14 protein-coding genes, 1 tRNA gene and 4 pseudogenes are annotated in these 21,903 nt (G+C 68.3%); 4 read left to right on the plus strand and 15 right to left on the minus strand.

Going from position 1 to position 21,903, the window contains the following annotated elements:
* Nucleotides 1-15 precede the first annotated feature (15 nt).
* From BW737_RS00090 to BW737_RS00115, 6 genes and pseudogenes are all read right to left on the minus strand, one after another.
* Nucleotides 16-852, minus strand: a complete 837-nt coding sequence (locus BW737_RS00090) for a TIM barrel protein (protein ID WP_086615554.1) — start codon at nucleotides 850-852, stop codon at nucleotides 16-18.
* On the minus strand, nucleotides 849-1,871 hold the full coding sequence (locus tag BW737_RS00095; protein WP_086615553.1) for a Gfo/Idh/MocA family oxidoreductase: 1,023 nt from the start codon (nucleotides 1,869-1,871) through the stop codon (nucleotides 849-851). The genes BW737_RS00090 and BW737_RS00095 overlap by 4 nt, the downstream gene beginning before the upstream one ends.
* 328 nt (nucleotides 1,872-2,199) lie before the next feature.
* On the minus strand, nucleotides 2,200-3,147 hold the full coding sequence (locus BW737_RS00100) for an ABC transporter substrate-binding protein (RefSeq protein WP_086615552.1): 948 nt from the start codon (nucleotides 3,145-3,147) through the stop codon (nucleotides 2,200-2,202).
* Nucleotides 3,144-3,819 (minus strand): annotated as a pseudogene (locus tag BW737_RS00105) (ABC transporter permease). The gene BW737_RS00100 and the pseudogene BW737_RS00105 overlap by 4 nt, the downstream one beginning before the upstream one ends.
* On the minus strand, nucleotides 3,816-4,475 hold the full coding sequence (locus BW737_RS00110) for an ABC transporter permease (RefSeq protein WP_086615551.1): 660 nt from the start codon (nucleotides 4,473-4,475) through the stop codon (nucleotides 3,816-3,818). The pseudogene BW737_RS00105 and the gene BW737_RS00110 overlap by 4 nt, the downstream one beginning before the upstream one ends.
* On the minus strand, nucleotides 4,472-5,410 hold the full coding sequence (locus BW737_RS00115) for an ABC transporter ATP-binding protein (RefSeq protein WP_086615550.1): 939 nt from the start codon (nucleotides 5,408-5,410) through the stop codon (nucleotides 4,472-4,474). Before BW737_RS00115 ends, BW737_RS00110 begins: the two co-directional genes overlap by 4 nt.
* Nucleotides 5,411-5,500: 90 nt before the next feature.
* Between BW737_RS00115 and BW737_RS00120 the strand changes: the two genes are divergently transcribed.
* Together BW737_RS00120 and BW737_RS00125 are read left to right on the plus strand one after the other, a co-directional pair.
* A complete protein-coding gene (locus BW737_RS00120) occupies nucleotides 5,501-6,103 on the plus strand; it encodes a PadR family transcriptional regulator (RefSeq protein WP_086615549.1) in 603 nt (200 codons plus the stop codon).
* A complete protein-coding gene (locus tag BW737_RS00125; RefSeq protein WP_086615548.1) occupies nucleotides 6,103-7,101 on the plus strand; it encodes a zinc-binding dehydrogenase in 999 nt (332 codons plus the stop codon). The genes BW737_RS00120 and BW737_RS00125 overlap by 1 nt, the downstream gene beginning before the upstream one ends.
* A gap of 22 nt (nucleotides 7,102-7,123) precedes the next feature.
* On the opposite strand, the gene BW737_RS00130 is transcribed toward BW737_RS00125, so the two are convergent.
* The 8 genes and pseudogenes from BW737_RS00130 to BW737_RS00165 form a co-directional block, all read right to left on the minus strand.
* Nucleotides 7,124-7,528: a DUF1304 domain-containing protein gene (locus BW737_RS00130; protein ID WP_257210281.1), complete on the minus strand. Its 405-nt coding sequence runs from the start codon at nucleotides 7,526-7,528 to the stop codon at nucleotides 7,124-7,126.
* A 51-nt stretch (nucleotides 7,529-7,579) separates the two neighbouring features.
* Nucleotides 7,580-8,026, minus strand: coding sequence for a VOC family protein (locus BW737_RS00135; protein WP_086615546.1), 447 nt, complete (start codon nucleotides 8,024-8,026; stop codon nucleotides 7,580-7,582).
* Between the two features lie 142 nt (nucleotides 8,027-8,168).
* Nucleotides 8,169-9,594: pseudogene (gene fumC, locus BW737_RS00140) on the minus strand (class II fumarate hydratase).
* Between the two features lie 111 nt (nucleotides 9,595-9,705).
* Nucleotides 9,706-10,629, minus strand: coding sequence for a phosphorylase family protein (locus tag BW737_RS00145; protein WP_086615545.1), 924 nt, complete (start codon nucleotides 10,627-10,629; stop codon nucleotides 9,706-9,708).
* A pseudogene (locus BW737_RS00150) lies at nucleotides 10,626-11,972 on the minus strand (purine-cytosine permease family protein). The gene BW737_RS00145 and the pseudogene BW737_RS00150 overlap by 4 nt, the downstream one beginning before the upstream one ends.
* Nucleotides 11,973-12,794: 822 nt before the next feature.
* Nucleotides 12,795-12,871: transfer RNA gene (locus BW737_RS00155), tRNA-Met, on the minus strand.
* Between the two features lie 279 nt (nucleotides 12,872-13,150).
* A complete protein-coding gene (locus tag BW737_RS00160; RefSeq protein ID WP_257210282.1) occupies nucleotides 13,151-14,323 on the minus strand; it encodes an SMI1/KNR4 family protein in 1,173 nt (390 codons plus the stop codon).
* A 184-nt stretch (nucleotides 14,324-14,507) separates the two neighbouring features.
* Nucleotides 14,508-17,909: a UPF0182 family membrane protein gene (locus tag BW737_RS00165; RefSeq protein WP_257210283.1), complete on the minus strand. Its 3,402-nt coding sequence runs from the start codon at nucleotides 17,907-17,909 to the stop codon at nucleotides 14,508-14,510.
* A gap of 247 nt (nucleotides 17,910-18,156) precedes the next feature.
* On the opposite strand from BW737_RS00165, the gene BW737_RS00170 reads away from it, so the two are divergent.
* Complete coding sequence (locus BW737_RS00170) at nucleotides 18,157-18,738, plus strand: PPA1309 family protein (RefSeq protein WP_086615544.1); 582 nt, start codon at nucleotides 18,157-18,159, stop codon at nucleotides 18,736-18,738.
* A gap of 65 nt (nucleotides 18,739-18,803) precedes the next feature.
* Here the strand turns inward: BW737_RS00170 and BW737_RS00175 are convergent.
* A pseudogene (locus tag BW737_RS00175) lies at nucleotides 18,804-20,265 on the minus strand (zinc-dependent metalloprotease).
* A 519-nt stretch (nucleotides 20,266-20,784) separates the two neighbouring features.
* Here BW737_RS00175 and BW737_RS00180 point away from each other — a divergent pair.
* Nucleotides 20,785-21,777, plus strand: coding sequence for a YlbL family protein (locus BW737_RS00180; RefSeq protein WP_420835684.1), 993 nt, complete (start codon nucleotides 20,785-20,787; stop codon nucleotides 21,775-21,777).
* Nucleotides 21,778-21,903: the final 126 nt, after the last annotated feature.

Consider the following 21,903-nt stretch of genomic DNA (forward strand, 5'->3'; position numbering starts at 1 on the left):
AGGGCGGGACGGTGGTCATTGAGGATTCTCCTGCGCGACGTTGACGGTGAAGATGCGAACGAAGGCCTCGAGAGCGGCGTCGGAGACGGCGGTGGAGCCGTCGGTGTCCGGAGCACCGTCTCCGGTGGCCCATGCCTCCATGCCGATGTTGCCGCGGTATCCCGCCGCGGCGATGGCCTCCGCGATGAAGCGGTAGTTGATCTCGCCGGTGCCGGGTTGGGCACGACCGGGTACATCGGCGACCTGTAGCTCACCGACCCACGGCAGCGACTCGGTGGTGAGCGTGACAAGGTCCCCCTCGCCGATCTGGGCGTGGTAGAGGTCCAGGTTCATGCGCAGGTTCGGATGGTCGACGGCGGCGACGAGCGCCCGCGTATCTACGGCCTTTGCGAAGGGGCAACCGGGGTGGTCGAGGGTGGTGTTGAGGTTCTCCAGGGTGAACACGCGCCCCGCCTTCTCCCCCAGCTCGGCCAGACGACGGCAGGTGTCGGCGGCCCGCAGCCACTCCGCCGGAGTGGGATTGGGATTCGCGACGACGGGGATGCCGCCCTGTCCCAGGCCGGTGCCGTGGAAGTTCAGCACGGGACAGTCCAGGGTGTCGGCCGCCCGCAGGGACTCCTCGGCGGTGGACAGCAGGCGGGCGACGCCCGCGTCAGTGGTCAGGTCACCCTCGATGTAACCGGTCATGGACACCACCGGCACACCGGTAGCGCGCAGGGCCTTGAGGTCCTTGGTGGTCCAGTCCCAGATCTCGACGTTCAGACCGTGCGCGGCAATGGCCTCAACGCGTTCCAGGAAGGGCTTGTCGAGGTAGATCATCTCGGCGCAGGCGGCAAGTGTGAAGGCGCTCATTCTGCAATCTCCTTAAGGGATACGGTGCGGTTCTCCTGCACCGACAGGATGGCGGCGCGGGCCACACGCAGGGCACGCAGGCCGGCCTCGGCTCCGGGGACGTCGACGGTCTCGCCGCGCACGGAGCGGACGAAGGCATCGAGTTCGCCGACGTAGGCGGCGTGCAACAGGTCGGTGTCCCTGCGCGAGGTGTCCCACGAGGCGCCGTCGGCGCCGTAGTAGGTCATGTCGCTGGTACGGCCACAGCCGGCGGTTGCCATGCCCTTTGCACCAAAGACCTCGCCACGTACGTCGTAGCCGTAAAGGGCCTCGAAGCAGGCTTCTGCGGTGGCCATGGCACCGGTGTCTAACACCAGGGTGACCATGGCGGTGTCAATGAATCCGTCCGGCTTCGCGTCGGGACGCACGAGCGCATCGGCGTGGGCGGTCACGGAGACGACTTCGGCGCCGGAGTTGAGCCAGAGCAGGGTGTCGAAGTCGTGGATGAGTGTCTCCAGGAACATGGTCCAGGGGGCGATCTTCGCCGGGTCGACGCTGAAGGGGCCGGGGTCGCGGGTGACGGAGCGCATCTGTCGCACCTCCCCCACCCGACCGTCTGAGACCGCCGCGTGCGCGGCGGCAAAGCCCGGGGCGAAGCGGCGATTAAAGCCGACCTGCAGGCGCACGTCCGCCCGGGTGCAGGCGTCGATGGCCTCATGAGCATCCTCAATGGTGGTGGTGATGGGCTTCTCGGTGAACACGTGCTTTGAGGCCGTGGCGGCCGTGATGATCGCGGGCGCGTGCAGCGCTGCGGGGGTGGTGATGAGGACCGCGTCGAGGTCGGGGTCGGCCACGGCCTCTTCAATCGTGGGTATGGGCTGAGCGCCGAGCTCGGCGGCCAATGCCGCGGCGGCCTCGGTGCGCGGGTCGACCACGGTGGTAACGACGGCTCCCGGGACTTCTCGAGCGAGAGCGCGGGCATGATGGCTGCCGATGCGTCCCGCGCCCACGAGGGCGAGGTTGACGTTGGTGACGGTCATGATTGACTCCCTTGTCTGGCGACCGCTTCGGTGCGGCCGGTTGTGCTGACAAAAGGAATCTACAACGTTCTAGTACACCAACGGAAGATCGTCGCCGTGATTCTAGAAGCCATGAGGCTTTTCCCTTGATATAGCTACGCAAAAACTGTAGAACGCTACCATATCGTTCTAGTTCTAGATGTGGGCGCTCGCCTCGTCGCGCCCAGGATCACCTGGGCGAGGCCAGCGTGTCATGGCTGCCGGTCCGGGCACGTATGGTGCCGGTCTCGACGACCAAATCGACCGACCTCGCGGAAGGGCTGTGGGGTGAGGGCCGGCATTGGCGAGCTCAGGCGGGCAGGATGCCCTGCTCGGTGAGCCAGTCGGTGGCGATGGTGGCGGAGTCGAGCTGCTCGTCGACCGAGCGGGCGTTGAGGGACCGCAGCGCCTCGACAGTCAGCAGTGCAGAGACCGCGTTGATCGCGGTGACGGCGCCGTCGTCGAGGTCGGCGGCGACCAGCGGGGTGACGTTCTGCGGGAGAATCAGGGCCTCCGGATCCTCCAGTACCACTAGGTCGTTGGCGTCGATGGCCGGGGATGAGGTGTAGATGTCGGCCGCCTGTGCCTTGCCGTCCGTCAGCGCCCCGACAGTGAGCGGGCCACCGGAGTCCTCCACGGGATAAACCTCAGCGTCCACTCCGTATACGCTCTTAATCCCCTGCGGGCCGTAGGGCCGGGTCTCGAACTCAGAGTTAGCCGCCACCGTGACGGTGCCGTCGAGCTTGGCTAGGTCGCCGATGGAGACCAGATCGTATTCCTCGGCGAGCTGGCTGGTTACGGTGTAGGAGTCCTGGTCGGTGGCTTCGGCGTACTCGAGCACCGTCAACGTCTCCGGCAGCACCTTCGGCAGGGCGGCGTGTACGGAGTCGGCGTCGGTGGCGTTGGTCTCAGAGTCGTAGTACTGCAGCAGGTTGCCGCCGTACTCGGGCAGCACGTCGATGGCCCCGGATTCAAGCTCGGGGATGTATACCTCGCGCTGCCCGATCTGATACTGGCGGTCGACGGTGAAGCCGGCCTGCTCGAGCGCTTGGGCGTACAGCTCGGCGATGATCTCATTGGAGTAATACTGCTGGCTGCCCACCACGATGGCGCCGGAGCCGCCCGCGGAGGCTGTACCGGAGGACAGCGGGTCGGAGTTGGAGCACGCGGCCAGGGTCGCGGCCGCGGCGAGCAGGCCGCCGCCGGTCAGGGCGCTGCGACGAGTGAGCACCGCACGGTTCGCAGCATGGGGGTTCATGGGGTTTCCTTTCGGTTGCGCGCGCCGACCGGGGTGACGGCGCGCTGGAGGAGGGTGAAGAGGAGTTCGGAGAGTAGTGCCAGGGCGATGACTACGAGCGAGGAGGCCAGCATCATGCCGTAGTCCTGGGTCTTGAGCCCCAGGAACATCAATCGTCCCAGTCCGCCGGCGCCGGTGTAGGCGGCGAGCGTCGCCGTCGCGATCACCTGCAGGGTGGCCGACCGCAGTCCGCCCACGAGCAGCGGTGCGCCCAGCGGAATCTCCACGCGGGCCAGTAGCTGGGTCTCGCTCATGCCACTGGCGCGGGCGCCGTCCACGGCGACGGGATCGGCCGCCTCAATTCCGGTGTAGGCACCGGCGAGCACGCTGGGCAGGGCCAGGACGATGAAGGCGAGCATAGGCGCCGTCAGCCCCACACCGAGGGCGAGCCCGAACAGGGTGATCAGGCCGAGGTGGGTAGGGCGCGCACGGCACCAGCCAGAGCGATGGCCACACCCCGTCCCCGTCCGGTGTGTCCGATCCACCACCCCAGCGGAACCCCGATGGCGGCGGCGATGGCTACGCCGAGCAGCGAGTAGCGAGGTGTTGCGCCAGCAGCCGTCCGATGCCGAGCGAACCGGACCAGTTGGCGGCGGTGAAGATGTAGGCGATCGCCTCGCCAAGATAGTTCATGACGTCACCTCCTCGCGCACGCGGGAGCGGCGCGTCCACGGCAGCAACACGCGACCGCCCAGCACCACCAGGGCGTCGAGCACGAGGGCGAGCAGGGCGGTGGCGACGATGCCGGTAAGGATCTCGGCGGTGATGCCGCGCTGGTAGCCGTCGGTGAACAGCCAACCGAGGCTGCGCACACCGAGCACCGCCCCGACCGTGGTCAGCGAGACCGTGGAAACAGTGACGACGCGTAGGCCGGCAAGGATGGCCGGACCCGCCAGCGGCAGCTCCACGGTCGCGAAGCGGCGCAGCGGCCCCATGCCCATGGCGGTGGCGGCGTCGAGCACCCGCTGGTCGACGGCGTCGAGCGCGTCCACGGTAGTGGGCACCAGCAGCGCCAGGCCGTAGAGCGTCAATGCCACCACCACGTTGAGGGTGTCGCGGATGCCGGTGCCGAGGATGACCGGCAGGATCACGAACAGTGCCAGGGAGGGGATCGCATACAGCAGGGAGGCGCCCGAGACGAAGACGCCGCGCAGCGGTCCCAGCCGCTGGGTAAGACGGGCGATCGGGATGGCGAGCACCAGGGTCGTCACGATCGCAGGTACCGCCTGCATCACGTGGGCGATCAGGTAGGAGCCGATCACCGGGAGGTTGTTCAGGAACCAGGTCACGGGCGCATCTCCGCGTCCGCATCGATCCGCCCTATGGCGCGGCCGGCTCGGTCCAGTACCACCCGGTTGCCGGCGACGTCGGCCAGGCGCAGGGCGCGGTCGGCGTCATCGAGGCCGAGAAAGCGGGCGACAAAGTCGTCCACCGGGTCTGCGAGCAGCTGCGCACCGGTGCCGCGCTGCGCGATCTGGGCGCCCTCACGCAGCAAGATGATCTCGTCGCCTAGCATCAGGGCCTCGTCCACGTCGTGGGTGACGAAGATGATCGTCTTGGCGAGCTCACCCTGAATGCGCAGCAACTCGCGCTGCAGGTCGCGGCGCACCAGGGGGTCAACGGCACCGAAGGGCTCATCCATCAGGAGGACACCGGGGTCGGCCGCGAGCGCGCGAGCCACACCGACGCGCTGGGCCTGACCGCCAGAAAGCTGTCCCGGGTAGCGGTCGGCCAGGTCCGGGGCGAGGCCCAGCATGTCCATCAGTTCGTGGGCGCGCGCCCGAGCCTGGGACCGGCTGGTTCCGTTCAGGCGCGGCACCAGGGTGATGTTGTCAAGCACGCGCCGGTGCGGCAGTAGTCCCGCGTTCTGCATGACGTAGCCAATCGAACGGCGCAGGGCCACCGGGTTGCCGTCCTGGACGTCCTCACCGTCGAGAAGGATCCGGCCCCCGGTGGGCTCGACCATGCGGTTGACCATGCGCAGCAGCGTGGTCTTGCCGCACCCCGAGGAGCCGAGCAGGACGGTGATGGAGCCGGCGGGCAGAGTGGCGGAGAAGGACTCGACGGCCGCCCTCGAGTTCACGGAACCGTTGCCGACGGGCGCCGGGTAGCGCTTGGTGACGCCGGAGAACTCAATGGTGCTGGCACCTGTTATGGCCGGCTGGGAGTCTTCGGTGGCAGGCACACGCGCATCGGTGATCCGCGTCCCGGCTTGCAGTCCCATACGACGGTCTCCTCTCCCCCGCCGTGCGGCGGCGTCGCCCTACCGTAACAATGCTTTGCGGATATGTCGATTCGATGTAGTGTATTTGCCGTGCTTGAGCTCAAGATCCTGGGATTCCTCGATGAGGGACCGCTACATGGCTATGAGCTGCGGCGGCGAATCATCGAGTTGGACGGGCCCGGGGGGCGTCTGTCGGAGGGCGCCCTCTACCCGGCCCTGACGCGAATGGAGAAGGCGGGTCTGCTCGTCCGCAACGACGAGCCCGGGGCCCGGGGGCGGCCTCGCAGGCGCATCGAGATCACCGCCGCGGGCCGCGAACGCCTGCACGAGTTGCTGCGGCACCCGAGCGAGGCGGATGTGTCCTCCATGCCCCGATTCCTGATTCTGCTCGCCTTCCTGTCCCACCTGCCCGACCACGCCGAACGCGAGGCGGTGCTGCGGCGGCGTCTGGAGGTATTGCGGGAGCCGGCGCCGGCCTTCTTCTACGACGACGGTGCGCCCCGCCGCGCGGCCGCGGAGGCCGACCCGTACCGGCGCGGCATGATCCGCGTAGTGGCCGCATCCCGCCGGGCGGAGCTCGAATGGCTCCAGCAGGAACTCAATGGCCCTGTCAAGGAGGTCAGCGCACCGGCTCCGAGCGGCAAGATGCCGGAGCGCAGCGCCACTCCCCCAAGAATCAGGAGCACCGTCTGATGACAGACCTCGACTCCCCCGCAGCTACCATGCGCGCCGCCGTGCTGACCGCGCCCGGTATCGAGAACCTGCACGTGACGGACGTACCGGTCCCCCAGCCGCGGCCCGGCTGGGTGCGCCTGAAGGTCATGGCCTTCGGCCTGAACCGCAGCGAGTACCACTCGGTGACCGGGCAGGCCGGCGGCATGAGCTATCCGCGGGTGCTGGGGATCGAGGCCGCCGGCGTCGTGGACCTGGACCCCGAGGGGCAGCTGGCTCCGGGAACCCAGGCGGTCACCATGATGGGCGGCATGGGACGTGCCTTCGATGGCGGCTACGCCCAGTACGTGGTGGTGCCGCGCGCGCAGGTCATCACCTTTGACTCGAACCTGCCGTGGGAGATCATCGGCTCGGTGCCCGAGACGCTCCAGACCGCCCACGGATCGCTGACCACCGGCCTGAATATGCGCCCCGGCCAAAGCCTGCTGGTGCGCGGCGGCACCTCAGCGCTCGGCCTGGCCACGGCGACCCTCGCGCTTGACCTGGGTTGCGCGGTGTATGCGACCTCTCGGCGCGAGGCCGGGTTGAAGCTGCTCGCCTCCCGGGGCGTGGTCCCATTGCACGACGACGGTGCCGTGGCCGAGCAGGTGCGCAGGCACCATCCCGACGGCGTGGACGCGGTGCTGGAACTCGTGGGTGTGCCCACGCTGCGAGACTCGCTGCTGGCGACCGCCGTGCACGGCACCGTGTGTTTCACCGGGATGCTGTCGGATGCGTGGACCATCAAGGATTTCTATCCGATGGATTGGATCCCCAACGGGGTGCGGCTGACCACCTACTCCGGCCAGGCCTCCGACCTGCCGGGAGCGGAGTTGCAGCGCGTGCTGGAGCGGATTGAGGCGGGCGCGATGGACTTCCTGCCGGTGCACACCTATCCGTTGGAGGAGATCCTCCAGGCGCAGCGGGACATGGCGTCCGGGGCGCACACCGGCAAGCTCGTCGGGCTGCCCTGGGGCTGATACGCCGCTGCGCCCCGCAAGCTCAGTGCAGCAGGCCCAGCACCAGGAACACGACGGCGATCAGCGGAAACACGCCCTGCTTGCATGCCGCCGTGCGGTGTGCCGGGGACTTCAGGGCGAGCACGAGGGCGGCGGCGAGCATGGAGCCGACGCCGTACAGGGCCAGGGTGGTGCCCGCGGTCTGCCACGTGCCGGAGCCCACGGCCATGAGCGCGGCGCCGGTCAGCGCCTCGATCGCGAGGAACAGGTTGTAGAAGCCCTGGTTGTAAGCGTAGAAGGCGTGCGGCCGGGCCTGTTCGGCAGTCCCACCGAAGGTCTTGCGGGCCAGCGGGCCCTCCCAGGCGATCGACTCCATCCAGAAGATGAGCACGTGCAGGGCGGCGGCCAAAACTGCGGCCACAAGGCCGAGGATGAGAAGTGCATTCACGAGCCGGAAGTGTAAGCCCAGACGGGTGCCCACTCGGACCGCACCGGCGGCTCAGGCCTCCCGCCGCTGCGCCACCTCGTCGCTGTAGTCGCCGGCCACGATCTCCACCCGGTTGCCCTCGGGGTCGAGCAGGACCGCCTCGTAGTAGCCGTCGCCGGTCTGGCGGGGCCCGTCTATCACCGGCACCCCGGCCGCGCGGGCCCGGGTGGCCAGATCGTCGACGGCCGCACGGTCGGGCAGGGCGAAGGAGATGTGCGCCCAGCCGAGCATCTCTGCATCGGGGCGGGCGGCGACGTCGGGGCGGCTCATCAATTCCAGCCGGGCGCCCCGGCGGCCCGGCGCGTGGGCGCCGTCGTCGAAGCTGAGAATGTAGGTGCGCAGTCCGGACCTTGGGTTGTGGTACTGGCCGTTGGCGTGCCCGCCGAACCAGTGCAGGTAGAAGTCGCGGGCGCCCTCGAGGTCGGCGACCCAGATGGCGGCGTGGTCGATGCGGGGCATGGTCTTCCTTTCAGAACCAGCGACGGCGGGCTCGGCTGCGCGCACCGTGCGTCCGAGTCTGGCAGATGCAGAGTCCCCGGTAACACGCTCGAGTGTCACCGGGGACGATGCGTATGTGTTTAGGACGCAGTAGCCGTCCGACTCACTCGTCGGCGGCGGACGGGTGAGTCATGTCGACCGGAACCACCCAGGCGTCGAACTCCGCCTCGGTGACGAATCCCAGCTCGAGCGCGGACTCCCGCAGGGACAGACCCTTCTTGTGCGCGTTCTTGGCGATCTTGGAGGCCTTGTCATAGCCGATGTGACGGTTGAGGGCGGTCACCTGCATGAGGTTGGAATCCAGGTTGGCCTGGATCTTCTCCCGGTTGGGCTCAATGCCGTAGGCGCAGTTCTCGTCGAAGGAGACGCAGGTGTCGCCCAGCAGCTGGATGGACTCCAGCACGCACCAGGCCATGACCGGCTTGAACACGTTGAGCTGGAAGTTGCCCTGGCTGCCGGCGAAGCGACGGTGGCGTCGTTGCCGAAGACCTTGGTGGCGACCATGGTCATGGCCTCGCACTGGGTGGGGTTGACCTTGCCGGGCATGATGGAGGAGCCGGGCTCGTTCTCCGGGATGATCAGCTCGCCGATGCCGTTGCGGGGGCCGGAGGCGTACCAGCGCACGTCGTTGGCGATCTTCATCAGGCGTCGGCCAGCACGCGCAGCGCACCGGAGACCAGTACGAGCGCGTCGTGGGCGCCGAGGGCGGCGAAGAGGTTGTCTGCCTGCTTGAACTCGATGCCGGTCTCCTCGCTGATCTTCTTGGCGGTCAGCTCGCCGAACTTCGGGTGGGCGTTCAGGCCGGTGCCGACGGCGGTTCCGCCGATGGCCAGCTCGCGGGCGCGGGAGTCGGCGTAGCGGATGCCGTCCAGCGCGAAGTCGATCTGGGCGACCCAGCCGGAGATGACCTGGCCCAGGCGGATCGGGGTGGCGTCCTGCAGGTGGGTGCGGCCGACCATGACGACGTCGTCGAACTCCTTGGCCTTGGCGTCCAGGGTGTCGCGCAGCTGCTGCACGCGCGGGTACATGGCCGCCAGCTCGGAGACGACGGCGATGTGCATGGCCGTGGGGAAGGTGTCGTTGGAGGACTGGCCGCGGTTGACGTGGTCGTTGGGGTGCACCGGGGTCTTGGAGCCCATCTGGCCGCCGGCCAGTTCGATGGCCCGGTTGGAGATGACCTCGTTGGCATTCATGTTGGACTGGGTGCCCGAGCCGGTCTGGAAGACGACCAGCGGGAAGTGGGAGTCGAGCCCGCCGGAGATGACCTCGTCGCCAGCCTGGGCGATCAGCTTCGCGATGTCTTGGGGCAGCTCGCCGAGCTCGGCGTTGGCCAGGGCGGCGGACTTCTTGAGCACGCCGAGCGCCCGGATGAGGGGGCGGGTGAGCACGAAGGTCTCGCGACCGATGTCGAAGTTGTGCAGGGAGCGCTCGGTCTGGGCGCCCCAGTAGCGGTCGGAGGCGACCTCGACGGTGCCCATGGAGTCTGACTCGGTGCGCGTCGTCGCGCTGGTGGTGTTCTCAGGTGCCATGGTCCAAGGCTAGCCGGATGCAGACGCGTGCGGGCGGGGACGGGCGTCCTATGTCCTAACCTGCGGGTCGGGGAGTCGGGGCGCTTTCGGAGGCGCCCCTCCCCCACCGCCTCACAGGGCGGCCAGTACCGCCTCGACGCCGGCCGCGAGGGTGCGGTGAGCGCCAGCCACCAGGCGCACGACCTCGTCGGGATCGGTCGGCTCGGCGGCGAAGGAGAGGTCGGACACGACGCTCATCCCGGCTACGCGCACGCCCAACTGGTGCAGGGCGATCGCCTCCAGAATGGTGGACATGCTACGCAGTCGGCCCCCAGGCCGCCAGCATGCGGGATTCGGCCGGGGTCTGGTACTCCGGGCCACGCACCATGGCGTAGACGCGTGGCGCTGCGTGCGCGCGCTCAGGGCAGTCGTCAGCTCCGGGTCCCACAGCTCGCGCTGGTCGACGAACACGGTGCCGTTGAAGGGCGAGGCGCCGGACAGGTTGAGGTGGTCGGAGATCGTCATGACGTCCCCGATCTCCCAGTCCCGCAGGCAGCCGTTGGCGTTGATCAGGACGGCGGCGCGCACGCCCGCCGCCGCGGCTGCCCGGACCGGGGCGACGACGGCAGCCGGTCCGCGCCCCTCGTACAGGTGGGTGCGCCCGTGGGCCACCAGGATTCGCAGGCTGCGGGTGGATGTCGCCGCAGGCCCGTCCCCGTCCTCCGACCCGCCCGAGTCCGTCGGCAGACGGCGCTCGTAGGAGTCGAGCCGGTCGACGTGGCCGGGAGCGGTGGGGGCAGCAACCCCGGGCAGGTCGGACAGGGACAGTGACGCCTTCGGCACACCCCAGCCGTCCAGTGCGCCGTCGGCTCCCGAGCCGAGCACCACCAGCAGGTCGTGATGGACGGTGCCGGTGCGCCGGGCGATCTGGTGGGCGGCCTCCAGGGCGGGACCGGGGCCGTCGGAACCGCCGGACTCGGTGAGGGCGGCGAGCAGCTCGGCGGAGACGCCGTCGAGCCCAGAAGAGACCTGCGGGAGGGAGGCGGCGGGGGTCATGCGTCCGTCCCCTGCTCCTGGGCGCGCACGCGCCACCGTCCGAACAACAGGTGCCCGAGGAAGCCGATCAGCAGCGCCGCCAGGACGCCGAGGTTCGCGCCGGCCCAGGCGCCGTCGCGGCCGCCCAGCGGACCGAGCAGGTAGCCCTGCCAGCTCAGCCAGGAGCTGCGGAGTTGACCACCAGGCCCCAGCCGACGCCGGCGCCTACGATAACCAGCGCGATCGCCTCGACGTTGACCGCGCCGTAGACACCGTTGGGGGTGAACAGGGCGGCCTCGTCGTAGTCGCGGCGGCGCAGGCACACCTCGGCGAGCATGACACCCGCCCAAGCCGCTATCACTACCCCAAGTGTGGTGAGGAAGCCCTGGAAGGGGCCGAGGAAGTCGTCCGCGCCGAAGATGACGGCGATCGTGCCCGCCGTCATGAGGGTCGCGTCGATGGCGGTGGCCACGTGCCGCTTCACGGGCATCCCGGTAGCCAGCAGGGACAGTCCCGAGGAGTACAGGTCCATGATGATGCCGCCGGCCAGTCCCAGGATCGCCACCACGGCGAACGGGATCAAGAACCAGGACGGCAGGATGGTGGTCAGCGCGCCGATGGGGTCGGCGTCGATGGCGGATCCGAGCTCGGGATCGGAGCCCACCAGCATGATGCCGGCGACCACGAGGATGACCACGGGCAGGGAGGAACCGATGGTGGTCCAGGCGATCACGCCGCCGGTGGAGGCGCGGCGCGGCAGGTAGCGGGAGTAGTCGGCGGCGGCGTTGACCCAGCCCAGGCCGAAGCCAGTGGCAACCATGACCAGGGCGCCGATGAAGGCGGCGGCCGAGCCTGCCGGGAGCGCCGTGAGCGCGGCGAAGTCGATCTGCGGGGATACCAGGATCAGGTAGATCACGGTGAGTATGCCCGTGGCCCAGGTAATCCAGGTCTGCACCCGCATGATGGTGTCGAAGCCGAGGATGCCGGCGCTGGCCGCGAGCCCCACGGTCAGCAGGAAGCCAACGATCTGGCGCCGAGCTGGTTGTCCCAGCCCAGGGCCTGCAGCACCGTGGCGGAGGCGAGGCTCGCGGAGACGCACAGCACCGTCTCCCAGCCGACGGTGAGCATCCAGGAGATCGCAGCAGACAGGCGGTTGCCGTGGTAGCCGAAGCGGCGCGGGACAGGGCCAGGGTGGGGGCGCTGCCGCGCTTGCCGAGCACAGCGATGAAGCCGCACAGCAGGAAGGAGACGATCACGCCAACGACGCCGGCGACCACGGCCTGCGCGAAAGACAGGCCGAAGCCGAGCACCCAAGCACCCCAGGACAGGCCCAGCACCGAGATGTTCGCGGCGAACCAGGGCATGAACAGGTCACGGGGACGCCCCTTGCGCTCCGACTCGGCGATCACGTCCAGGCCCGCGTTCTCAATGCGGGTGGCGGCGTCGGTGGTGGGCCTGGAGTCGGGCGCAGCAGTGGCGGTGGCGATCGAGGAATCCGGTGGGGAAGATGGTGATTCTGTCACGGCGGAAAACTACCGCAGTGGTGAGTTGTCGGTGTGAGCGTGTTGCTTAAGGTCGGGGTTTTGGTTGGTGTGGTGCGGGAGAGTCGGGGTGATTGTGGTCTGGCGGGATAATCCAGGGCGGTGCTTGATATCCGCGGGTGAACGCGCATCCCGTGAGAACACGTTCCCTGTGGGCGGGGCTCTGCTCAATCTGTCGGGTCCTGATCAGAGGGAAGCCCGGCTCCACCACCACTACACGCCCAGCGGCGGATACACACCACCCGCCGAACCTCGGTCGCCGCGTGGTCTGATGCCGGGCCGCCCGCTCCTGCCTCCCCTCCCGGCCAGACCTGCATCCAGGCCTGCTTCGACTGCGCATCGACGTTGAACCGCCCCGAGTTTGGACCCCTTACGTCGGTTTGGACCCCTTACGTCGGTTTGGACCGCCCACGCGGCACACAACGACGGTCCAAACAGGGGACAGCGGTCCAAACCGGGGAGCTCGGCAGTGGGCATCCCCGCGACACGCCGGCCTAAAAACCACCACGCCCACGCCCATAACCCCCAACTAACACCCCACGACACGCCCGAGCCACACCCACATTCGCGCTGATAACCCGCATCCTGTTAGGCATGAAAAAACCGCTCGGCTCCGAGGGCTTATCCTTGGAACCGAGCGGCCGGTGGTAGCGGGGGCAGGATTCGAACCTGCGACCTCCGGGTTATGAGCCCGGCGAGCTACCGAACTGCTCCACCCCGCGTCGTGTTGGTACTTTAGTCCGCCTCCCGGCGGGATCGCAAACTCGGGCGACGTGCCCTTCCTCACCACCGGTCGGCGCGACCGACGCCCGCATCACATCGACCGCCCGACGTAAGAAGAAGGAAACGCACGCGCCCCGAGCTCTATCCGAGTCGGAAGACCGTGCTCGGGATGTGGTAGCGGTCGTAGACGCGCTGACACGCGTGGCAGGGCCCGACCAGACTTCCGCCCGGCTCACGAATCTTCACTGTCCGTAGCAGGTCCTGGGCAGCGTCAGCTCCTACCTTGTCCACCGCATCGGCGAGCATCTTGTAAGCGGCGTCAGCTCATGACTCCACTTCGCGAAGGGACCACCGTTGCGCATCGCATTGTCCAGCCACGACTCGTACCAACCGATGAAGGAGGAGGCGACGGGCGACATGGAGCCATCGCATGCACGTGCGTCCAGCCAGACAATATTCTCCGCCAGTTCAAGTACCCACTGCGCCCCGCATCCGGCATCAGCAAGGTGTACCCACCCAGGTTCATCACGTCGCACGTTCAGTCCGTAACCAGGCCCAGCTCCGGAACTCGCAACGGTTGCCATGAAGTGGCGCATGTCCTCCGGAAGATCGGCATCAACTGTGGCGGTGTCTCCCAGACGCAGGCCATGGGTACGTCCCCCAAGCCACCAGGCCTCGGAGTCCGGGTCGTCGCAGCAGTGCCGAAGCAGGCTCAGAGTACTTTGCAGGCCGTCACGAGTCAGCGGGGGTGCGGGCTCCAGCGGAGTGAGCAGAGCCCATTCGCGTAGCATGCGGACACCCGACTCCGCACGCGGCATCCAGCTCAGCACGGCGGTTGCTGCGGGCCAATCCGCTGCGCCGAGTTTCACTTCCGCACTGATGCGCGGGCCGACGGCCAAGAATGTCCCGAGCGAGACCACGTCATCGAGCCGGGTCGCCGGAATGGTGCCCGATTCCAGTACTCGGCGTGTCAGCGCGCACGAACCACCAAGTTCCGCACGGAAGGAAGCGACCTCCTCCACAGACACGTTGACGCCCCGGTCCAAACCGCCTGCAGTGATCCGGTAGCGTCTTCCTCCCACAATCGCGTCATACTGCTCGACGTCGGGTGTGGGTGTGCTGATGCGTTCGGGATGCCCAAGAGCCGTTAGAAGCACGGGCCCGAATGCACAGGCCCAGTTGCACCCTGCGGACACCACTGCTTCCAAGTCCGTGTCCCCATATCCGCTGGCGGTGACTAGGGCACCGCTGCGCCCCATCACTGCGCCACGGATACTCATCCATGCGAACGCGCTTGCCGGCGTTCGCGGGATGATCGGTTCAACGAAGCACTCAATGTCGGGCAGCCCCGTGCCGAGGTGAACGGTGGCGCACTCATCCCCCTCGATCACAGACGCGCCGTCGAAATGACGGGCGACGGTCTCGGCCAGAGTCCGGGAGGGCGAAGGCATGATCCGTATGTGTCCACTCCCTTATTACAACAGACGACCGGCTTCAAACATCCGACACCTGCGATCGTCGCCGGTATCTGCGCATTACTTACGCTGACGCCGGTGAGATGAGGCAGGAACGGCAAGCGGGGAGAGGAGGTATGTTTCCCCTCCCCGCCGTAATGCGGTTTTCCGCGTCCGCCGCTCAGCCCTGGGCGTCGAGTTCCTGCTGGGCGGCGATCGCCCGGTTCAGGGCGTCGGTCAGGCGGTCCTGGGCGTCGCCGTAGGCGGACCAGTCACCGTCCTGCATCGCCTGCTCGGCGTCGCTCATGGCGGTCTGCGCGTCGGACAGTGCGGTCTCCAGATCGGTGGCCGGGTCCCCGGAGCCGGTGGCGCTGGCGGTTGCCTCTGCCGTCGCCTCTGGCGTGGCCGCGGCAGTGGCCTCCGGCGTCGCAGCGGCGGTGGGGGCGGTCTGATCGGCGCCGTCGTCGGCCTCCGTCGAGGTGTCGTTGGCCGCAGCGGCGTCGCCGTCGACGGCCTCCTCCCCGGTGGTGGCGCCCGAGTCGCCTCCGAACACCTGGTCCAGGGCCTCGGATAGGGTCTCGGCGAAGCCGACCTGGTCGCCGAAGGAGACCAGTACCTCCCGCAGCAGCGGGTACTGCGTGCCGGAGGAGGCCTGCACGTAGACCGGCTGGACGTACAGCAGTCCGCCGCCGACCGGCAGAGTCAGCAGGTTGCCGCGGATCACCTCCGATCCTTGCTGGGAGAGCAGGTTCAGCACCTGGGAGACGGTGGCGTTGGAGTTGAAGTTGTTCTGCACCTGCCCGGGCCCGGACACATTCGACGAGCGCGGCAGCTCCAACAGCCTCAACTTGCCATAGTCGGGGTTGCGTCCGCCGTCCTCGCCTCCGGCCGTCTCGGAGTCCACGGCCAGGAAGCCGGTGAGCACGTTGCGGTCGGTGTTACCGCCGATGATGTAGACGCTGGACAGGGAGAAGGTGGCCTCGTCCTGGTCAGGCATCTTCAGCGTCAGGTAGTAGGGGGCCTGCGCCTCATCGCCGGACTTGGTCGGGTCGTCGGGAACCTTCCAGAAGTCGCCGCCGGAGTAGAAGTCCTCCGGGTCAGTGACGTGGTAGTTGGCCAGCACGGTGCGCTGCACCTTGAACAGGTCCTCCGGGTAGCGCATGTGGGCCATCAGGTCAGTGCTCATCTCGCTCATCGGGGTGACCGAACCGGGGAAGACCGCCTTCCAGGCCGCGAGGATCGGATCGTCCTCGTCCCACTCGTACAGGGTCACGGAGCCGTCGTAGGCGTCTACCACGGCCTTGACCGAGTTGCGCACGTAGTTCGACTCCTCCGGGGCGCCGAGCAGCGCGGAGCCGGAGGTCGCATCGCTCATAGTGTCCTCAAGGGACTCGTGCTGGGAGTAGGGGTAGTTGTTGGTGGTGGTGTAGCCGTCGAGGATCCACACCACCCGCTTGGGTGTGGAGGCGTCGTCGTCATCGTCCACAACCGCCGGGTAGGGGCTGCCGTCCAGGGTCAGCCACGGGGCCACCTCGGCGACCCGATCGGCAGGGTTGCGGTTGTACAGGATCTGCGATCCGCTGCGCACCTCTTGGGAGAAGAGGATGTTCATCTCCTGGAAGCGCACCGCGTACAGCAGCCGGTTCCAGGGGTTGGACACATCCGGCCCGCCGTCTCCGGTGAAAGTGGTGTTTACCTGCCCGGACGGCGCGGAGTCGTCGGGGTAGTCGAGTTCGCGCGGGTTGCCGCCGTCGTCACCACCCACGATGGAGTAGGACGGCGAGTCCTGGCCGAAGTAGATGCGGGGCTCGTACTCCCCCAGGTCACCGACGGAGGGGATGCCGCCCTCCCAGAAGGAGGGGTAGCCACCGGAGGCGACGGTGTTGCCGTAGGCGGTCACCACCCCGTAGCCGTGCGTGTAGACGGTGTGCTCGTTGACCCAGGTCCGCTGATCGGCGCCCAGACCGTCGAGGTTCAGCTCACGCACCGCGATCACGGTGTCCCGGCTGGTTCCATCGATGTTGTAGCGATCGACGTTGAGCGAAGAGGAGAAGGAGTAGTACTGCTTGTTCTGCTGCAGCTGTCGGAAGGTCGGGGAGACCAGGTTCGGATCCAGCAGGCGGATCGACGTCGTGGACTCGGCATCCTCCAGCAGCTGGCCCGCCTCCGCGGTCGTCTTGGCGTCGTAGTCGGTGGTCTCGACGTCGTCGAGCCCGTAGGCGGTCAGCGTGGCCTTGATATTGCGGTCGATGTAGGTCGACTCCTCGCGCTGCGCGTTGGGGTCAACGACGAACTTCTGCACCACGGCCGGGTAGGCGGTTCCGATCAGCAGCGCCGAGACGATCATGACGGCGACACCGGTGATCGGCAGCCGCCAGGAGCTGGTACGCACAGAGAACAGGAACAGCAACGCCACCACGACGCTGATCGCCGCCAGAATCGCACTGGCAGGGATGGAGGCGTTCACGGTGGTATACCCGGCGCCGTCGAACTTCGAGTTGGAGGCGTACAGGGCGGAGTAGCGCCCCAACCAGTAGTCGCCGCCGTGCAAGAGGGCGAACAGGGCCAGGAAGACCGTCAGGTGTATGCGGGCCGCACGCGTGAAGTGCGGAGTGCGAGACACGGAGATGCCGCCGTACAGGTAATGGACCACCACGGAGCAGATGCCCGCGAACACCACTACCCGCGTCAGGTAGGACACCACCAGTTGCAGCACCGGCAGGATAAACACGTAGAACGACACGTCCAGCCCGAACTGCGGATCCGTCGTTCCGAAGGACTGCGCGTTGAGGGCGAGCAGCACCTCCCGCCACCGGGGAGCGACATCCCAGGCGGAACTGATCAGGGCCAGTACCGCGGGCACAATCCAGGTCAGTTGCCGCTGAATGGGCTCGACCGCTGAGCGATACGCCTCCAGGTTGCGGGCCGCCTCGTCCCGCGGCATGCCGATCTCACGGGCCCGGTACGCCAACCGTATGGCCGCGAAGACGGCGAAGAACATGATGATGAAACCAACCACGAACATGGTGCCCGCGGCGATCCACTGGGTCCAGATCACCCGCGAGAAACCCAGCTGGTTGAACCAGAGCACTTCGGTCCAGGTGCGCGACAGGAACCCGATGACGATGGCCAGCAGGGCAAGGATGCCGATGGTCAGCGCCAACGGACCGGGACGACGGCGCCCCCCAGGGTCGCTCCTGCGGGTAGGCGGGTTGACGGAACCCGATCCGCCGCCGGGACGCCGCTGTCGTCGCGTCGGACCGCCCGCGGCGTTGCGGCGCCGGGAGGCTCCCAGCCCGAACAGAGCAGAAGGGTCGAAAGCAGAAGCGAAGGAGGCGGATTCCTCGGGCTCGTCCGTCTCATCATCCTCGGTGTCATCCGACTCGGGCGACGACGCCGCCCCCGCTCCAGCGCTTGCTCCGCGCCGGGGCCGGATGAACGGGTCTTCGGGGCTGTCGGATTGGAAGAAGCCGCCGCGTACGCGGTCATCCCGGCTGTCGGTCTCGGCGGAGTCAGCGGAACCGGAGGAACCGGACTCGTCGTCGGGCTTGTCGATAGGATCGTCGTCGGGCCTGGTGCTCACGCTCACGCTCCGTGTCGTTCCGTGTCATTGCATGTGCGCACTGGGCGCACGGCGGCCGGCGCCGGCGGCGCCACCGCGCCCATCGTCGCACAGGTCACGTCAGCCTCACAAAACTTAGTCAACGCATAGGTGTCGCTGCGCTGACGCTAAGCATCGGCGGCTATCGTTGCGCACTCGCGCGGCCGCACGGCCCTGCGTCAGCGGGCTGTGCGGGCCCCAACCCGCCGGGTGATGAGACGATGAGGCTATGAACGATCAGTTGCCCCCGGCCGTCTCCCCCGCGGTGACCGCGCCGCGCCAGGCCGCCCTTGCACGTCTAGTCGCCCAGTTGGAGGAGCATGTAGCTCGGGCCGGTTGGGATGCGCCCGTCGGCGTCTTCGCACTGGTGCGCACGGCACCCGCACTGGAACGGGACCCCGCCCTGAAGGGACTGCTCGATGATGCGGCCCTCGCCGAGGCCCGTGCCGACCCGGAGTCGCTGACCGCGATCGAGCAGGGAGACCTCCCGCCCGTGAACAGCCTCGAGGAGCTGCTAGCCGGCATCGTCTGGCCGGAGGAGGTCGACGGTACCGCCGTGGCCACGGAACGTGCGGTGCTGCCCGCAGCGGCCGAGCAGGCGGCGGCAGCGATTGAGGATCCGCAGGAGCGTGCCGCCTACCTCATGTCCAGTCCGGACCGGGACGACGTGCGCATGGTTGTGGGCGTGCTGCGTTCCGGAGAGTCCTGGTGCGCCGTGCGCAGTCGTTCACATGACTCGAGCAGCGAGGTTGTGGGCGGCGTAGATCTGGTTCCCGGCCTGGTAGAGGCGCTGCGCCGCACACTGCAGTAGCGGCGCCGTCCGGCCGAGACCATAGCGACCGACCTCGGTGGTTATTGCTGCCGATCTCGCGGGTTTCACGCGCCGGAATCGTCGCTGGGGTCGTCGTCGGAACGGTCGGTGTCCCGATCCCCGGGGCCGGCGTCGGCGTCCTTGGCGCCATCGGCGTAGCCGAGCGTGCCGTCGAGCAGCGAGGCCAGGTCGGCGTCCATCTCCGCCTCCATCTCCTGGGCGGCGCGCCGCATGGTGAGGAAGTCGTCGGGGTTGCTCAACTCGGCCGCCGTCGGCACGACGTCGGGGTGGCGCCAGAAGGCATCCCGCTCGGCATCCCCCAGTTCCGCCCCCAGCTTCTCCCACAGCCGGGCGGCCTCGCGTACGCGCCGCGGGCGGAACTGCAGGCCGATCAGCCGGGCGAACACCTGCTCCGCCGGCCCGCCCTGAATGCGGCGGCGGCGCACCATCTCGCGCAGTGCAACGGCGAGCGGCAGGTGCGGGGCCAGGGCGCGCGCGGTGACCACCTCGACCCAGCCCTCGACCAGCGCCAGCAGCGTCTCCAGATTCTCCAGGGCCTCCTTCTGCGCGTCCGTTTCCTGCGGGGCGAACATGCCCGACTCCAGGGCTGCACGGATGGCCTCGGGGTCGTTCGGGTCCACTTGGCTACCGCCTGCTCGACGGCGTCGACGTCGATGATGATCCGCGCGCATAGGCCTCGACGGCGGCAAGCAGCTGACTGCGCAGCCAGGGTACGTGGGCGTACAGGCGGGCGGCGGCGGCCTCTCGGACGGCCAGGAACAACCTCACCTGCTCGAGATCGGCCTCCAGTTCGGCGGCGAATGCGGCCACATTGGTGGGCACGAGCGCAGTGCCGGGCTCGCGGGTCAGGGGCAGGCCGACGTCGGTTGCCGCCACCGCCTCTCGTCCGAGCTCGCCGATGGCCTGGCCCAGTTGCAGGCCGAAGGCGGTGCCGGCCATGGAGCGCATGAGCTTGCCCAGCGCCCCCATTTGGGCGGCCGCGGGGTCGGAGTCGGACAGCCGGCTGATTTGATGTTCGAGGGCGTCGGCGAGCGCGGAGGTGGCCGCGTCAGCGACCGGGGCGCACACGTCCTTCCACACGGGCAGGGTGCGTTCGACCCACTGGGAGCGGCTCCAGGCCTCGCGCGGTCCGGGGGCGGGCATGAAGTCGGTGGCGGCGTCGAGCCAGAGGTCCGCCACGGCCAGCGCGTTCCGGATCTGCTCGGCATCGGCAGCGGTGACAACCGGGTCGCCATCGTTGCGGACGGTGCGCAGGGCCAGGTCTTGTCCCATACTCCAGTTGACGGTACCGGTGCCCGCGCTGGTGAACAGCTGCTGCATCTGTGCCTGCAGACCACCCAGCTGGGCGGGGGTGAGTTTAGACAGATCTCCCATGCCGCTCATTTGTGCGAGTTGGTTGGGGTCAACGCCGGAGGCCCGCAGCGCCCCTACCGCGTCGGCCGCCATCTGTGGACCGAACATGGCGGCGAGCATCTGCTCGATCTCCTCGAAGGGGTCCTCACTCATGGGTTCCTCTCGGTGATTCCGACGCGGGTGCGTCTGCGCCCGGGCCGCGGGGCGGCCGCCTGGGGGAAACACCCCGATCATGTCATCCATTCCTGTGGGCAGGCCAGGTATCGGTGCCCCGTACGTCATTGGTGCCGGTCTTGGCGTGTTACTTGTGCCGGTCTCGGCGTATCAACCGACCTCGTTGAGGTTTGTTGAGGACCGTGGACAGGCTGGCCACAGGTGTTGGGCGCCCCGCTTTCAGGAATCCGGGTCATGATGACCCTGTGACGCAACGCCCTTCCGACACCCCCGACGCCGGGACTTCCGCCGACGTGGCCCCGGACGCCACCCCGCCAACCGCCGCTGCTCCAGCCGAAGACGCCGCCGCGGCGGAGGCCCGCACCGGCCCCCGCCGCGTCTTCCGCGGCGCCGCCGGGCCTGGCTGCTGGCCGGCCTGGCCGTGGTGGTGGCGCTGGTGGTGGCGGGTGCCACAGTGCCGATCAACAAGGTCATTCAGCGCCCGGCCCCACCTGGAACGTGCTGGCCGACACCTCCGACGGCGCCGACCAGGACCTGCTAACCGTCACCGGCACCGACACCTACCCCACCACCGGTGCCCTGCGCATGACCACCGTGTCCGTCTCGGGCTGCCCGGGCTACCCGGTCACCTTCTTCATGCTGGTGGATGCCTGGTTGAGCAGCGACAAGACCGTCCTCGACCGGGACCAGGTGTGTCCGGAATCGCTAACGGCAGAACAGGTCGAGGAGGTCAACCAGGCGCAGATGACCAGCTCGCAGGACGCCGCCGTCGTCGCCGCGCTCATGGAGACGGGCCAGGCCACCGGCATGATCCTGACCATTGCGGGGACCGCGGACGAGCAGGCCGGCATCGGCGTCGAGGCCGGCGATGTGCTGGAGTCCATCACCACCGCCGACGGCGAGACAACCACCATCACCTCCTACCCCCAGCTGCGTGAGCTGATGACCACGATCCCCCCGGGTACGCCACTGACGCTGCGAGTGGACCGGGAGGGCACCGACGTGGACGTGGAACTGACCACCATCGACCCGCAGGACACCGACGGGGACGGGCAACCGGACTCCGACGGCTCCCTACTCGGGCTGAGCTTGTCGGCGCAGGCCGACTCCGACGTGGAGGCCTCCTTCGGCCTGTCCGATGTGGGTGGCCCCAGCGCGGGCACCATCTTCGCCCTGGGCATCATTGACGAGATCACCCCCGGCGACTTGACCGGCGGGAAGGATATCGCCGGCACCGGCACCATCGCCGTGGACGGCACGGTCGGTGCGATCGGCGGAATCAAGCAGAAGATGGCGGGCGCGCAGCAGGACGGGTCGGACTACTTCCTGGCCCCGGCCGCCAACTGCAACGAAGTGGTGGGCAATGTGCCCGCCGGCCTGGAGGTGTATGCGGTGAGCACGCTGCACGAGGCGGTTCTCACTGTTGAGGCGATCGCCGACGACGACACCTCCGACCTGCTGACCTGCGAGGCCGTACTCGCGAACAACTGAGCCCACTCCCGAGGGACGTCTTCCGGCTCTTCCGGTTTGAGGGTGTGGTGTGGGGAGGTCGGGGTGATTACGGTCTGGCGGGTAAGTCGGTGTTGTGCTTGGTGTTCGCGGGTTGTGTGTGGCCGC

The organism is Actinomyces ruminis (genome assembly GCF_002154335.2).
GTDB lineage: Bacteria > Actinomycetota > Actinomycetes > Actinomycetales > Actinomycetaceae > Actinomyces > Actinomyces ruminis.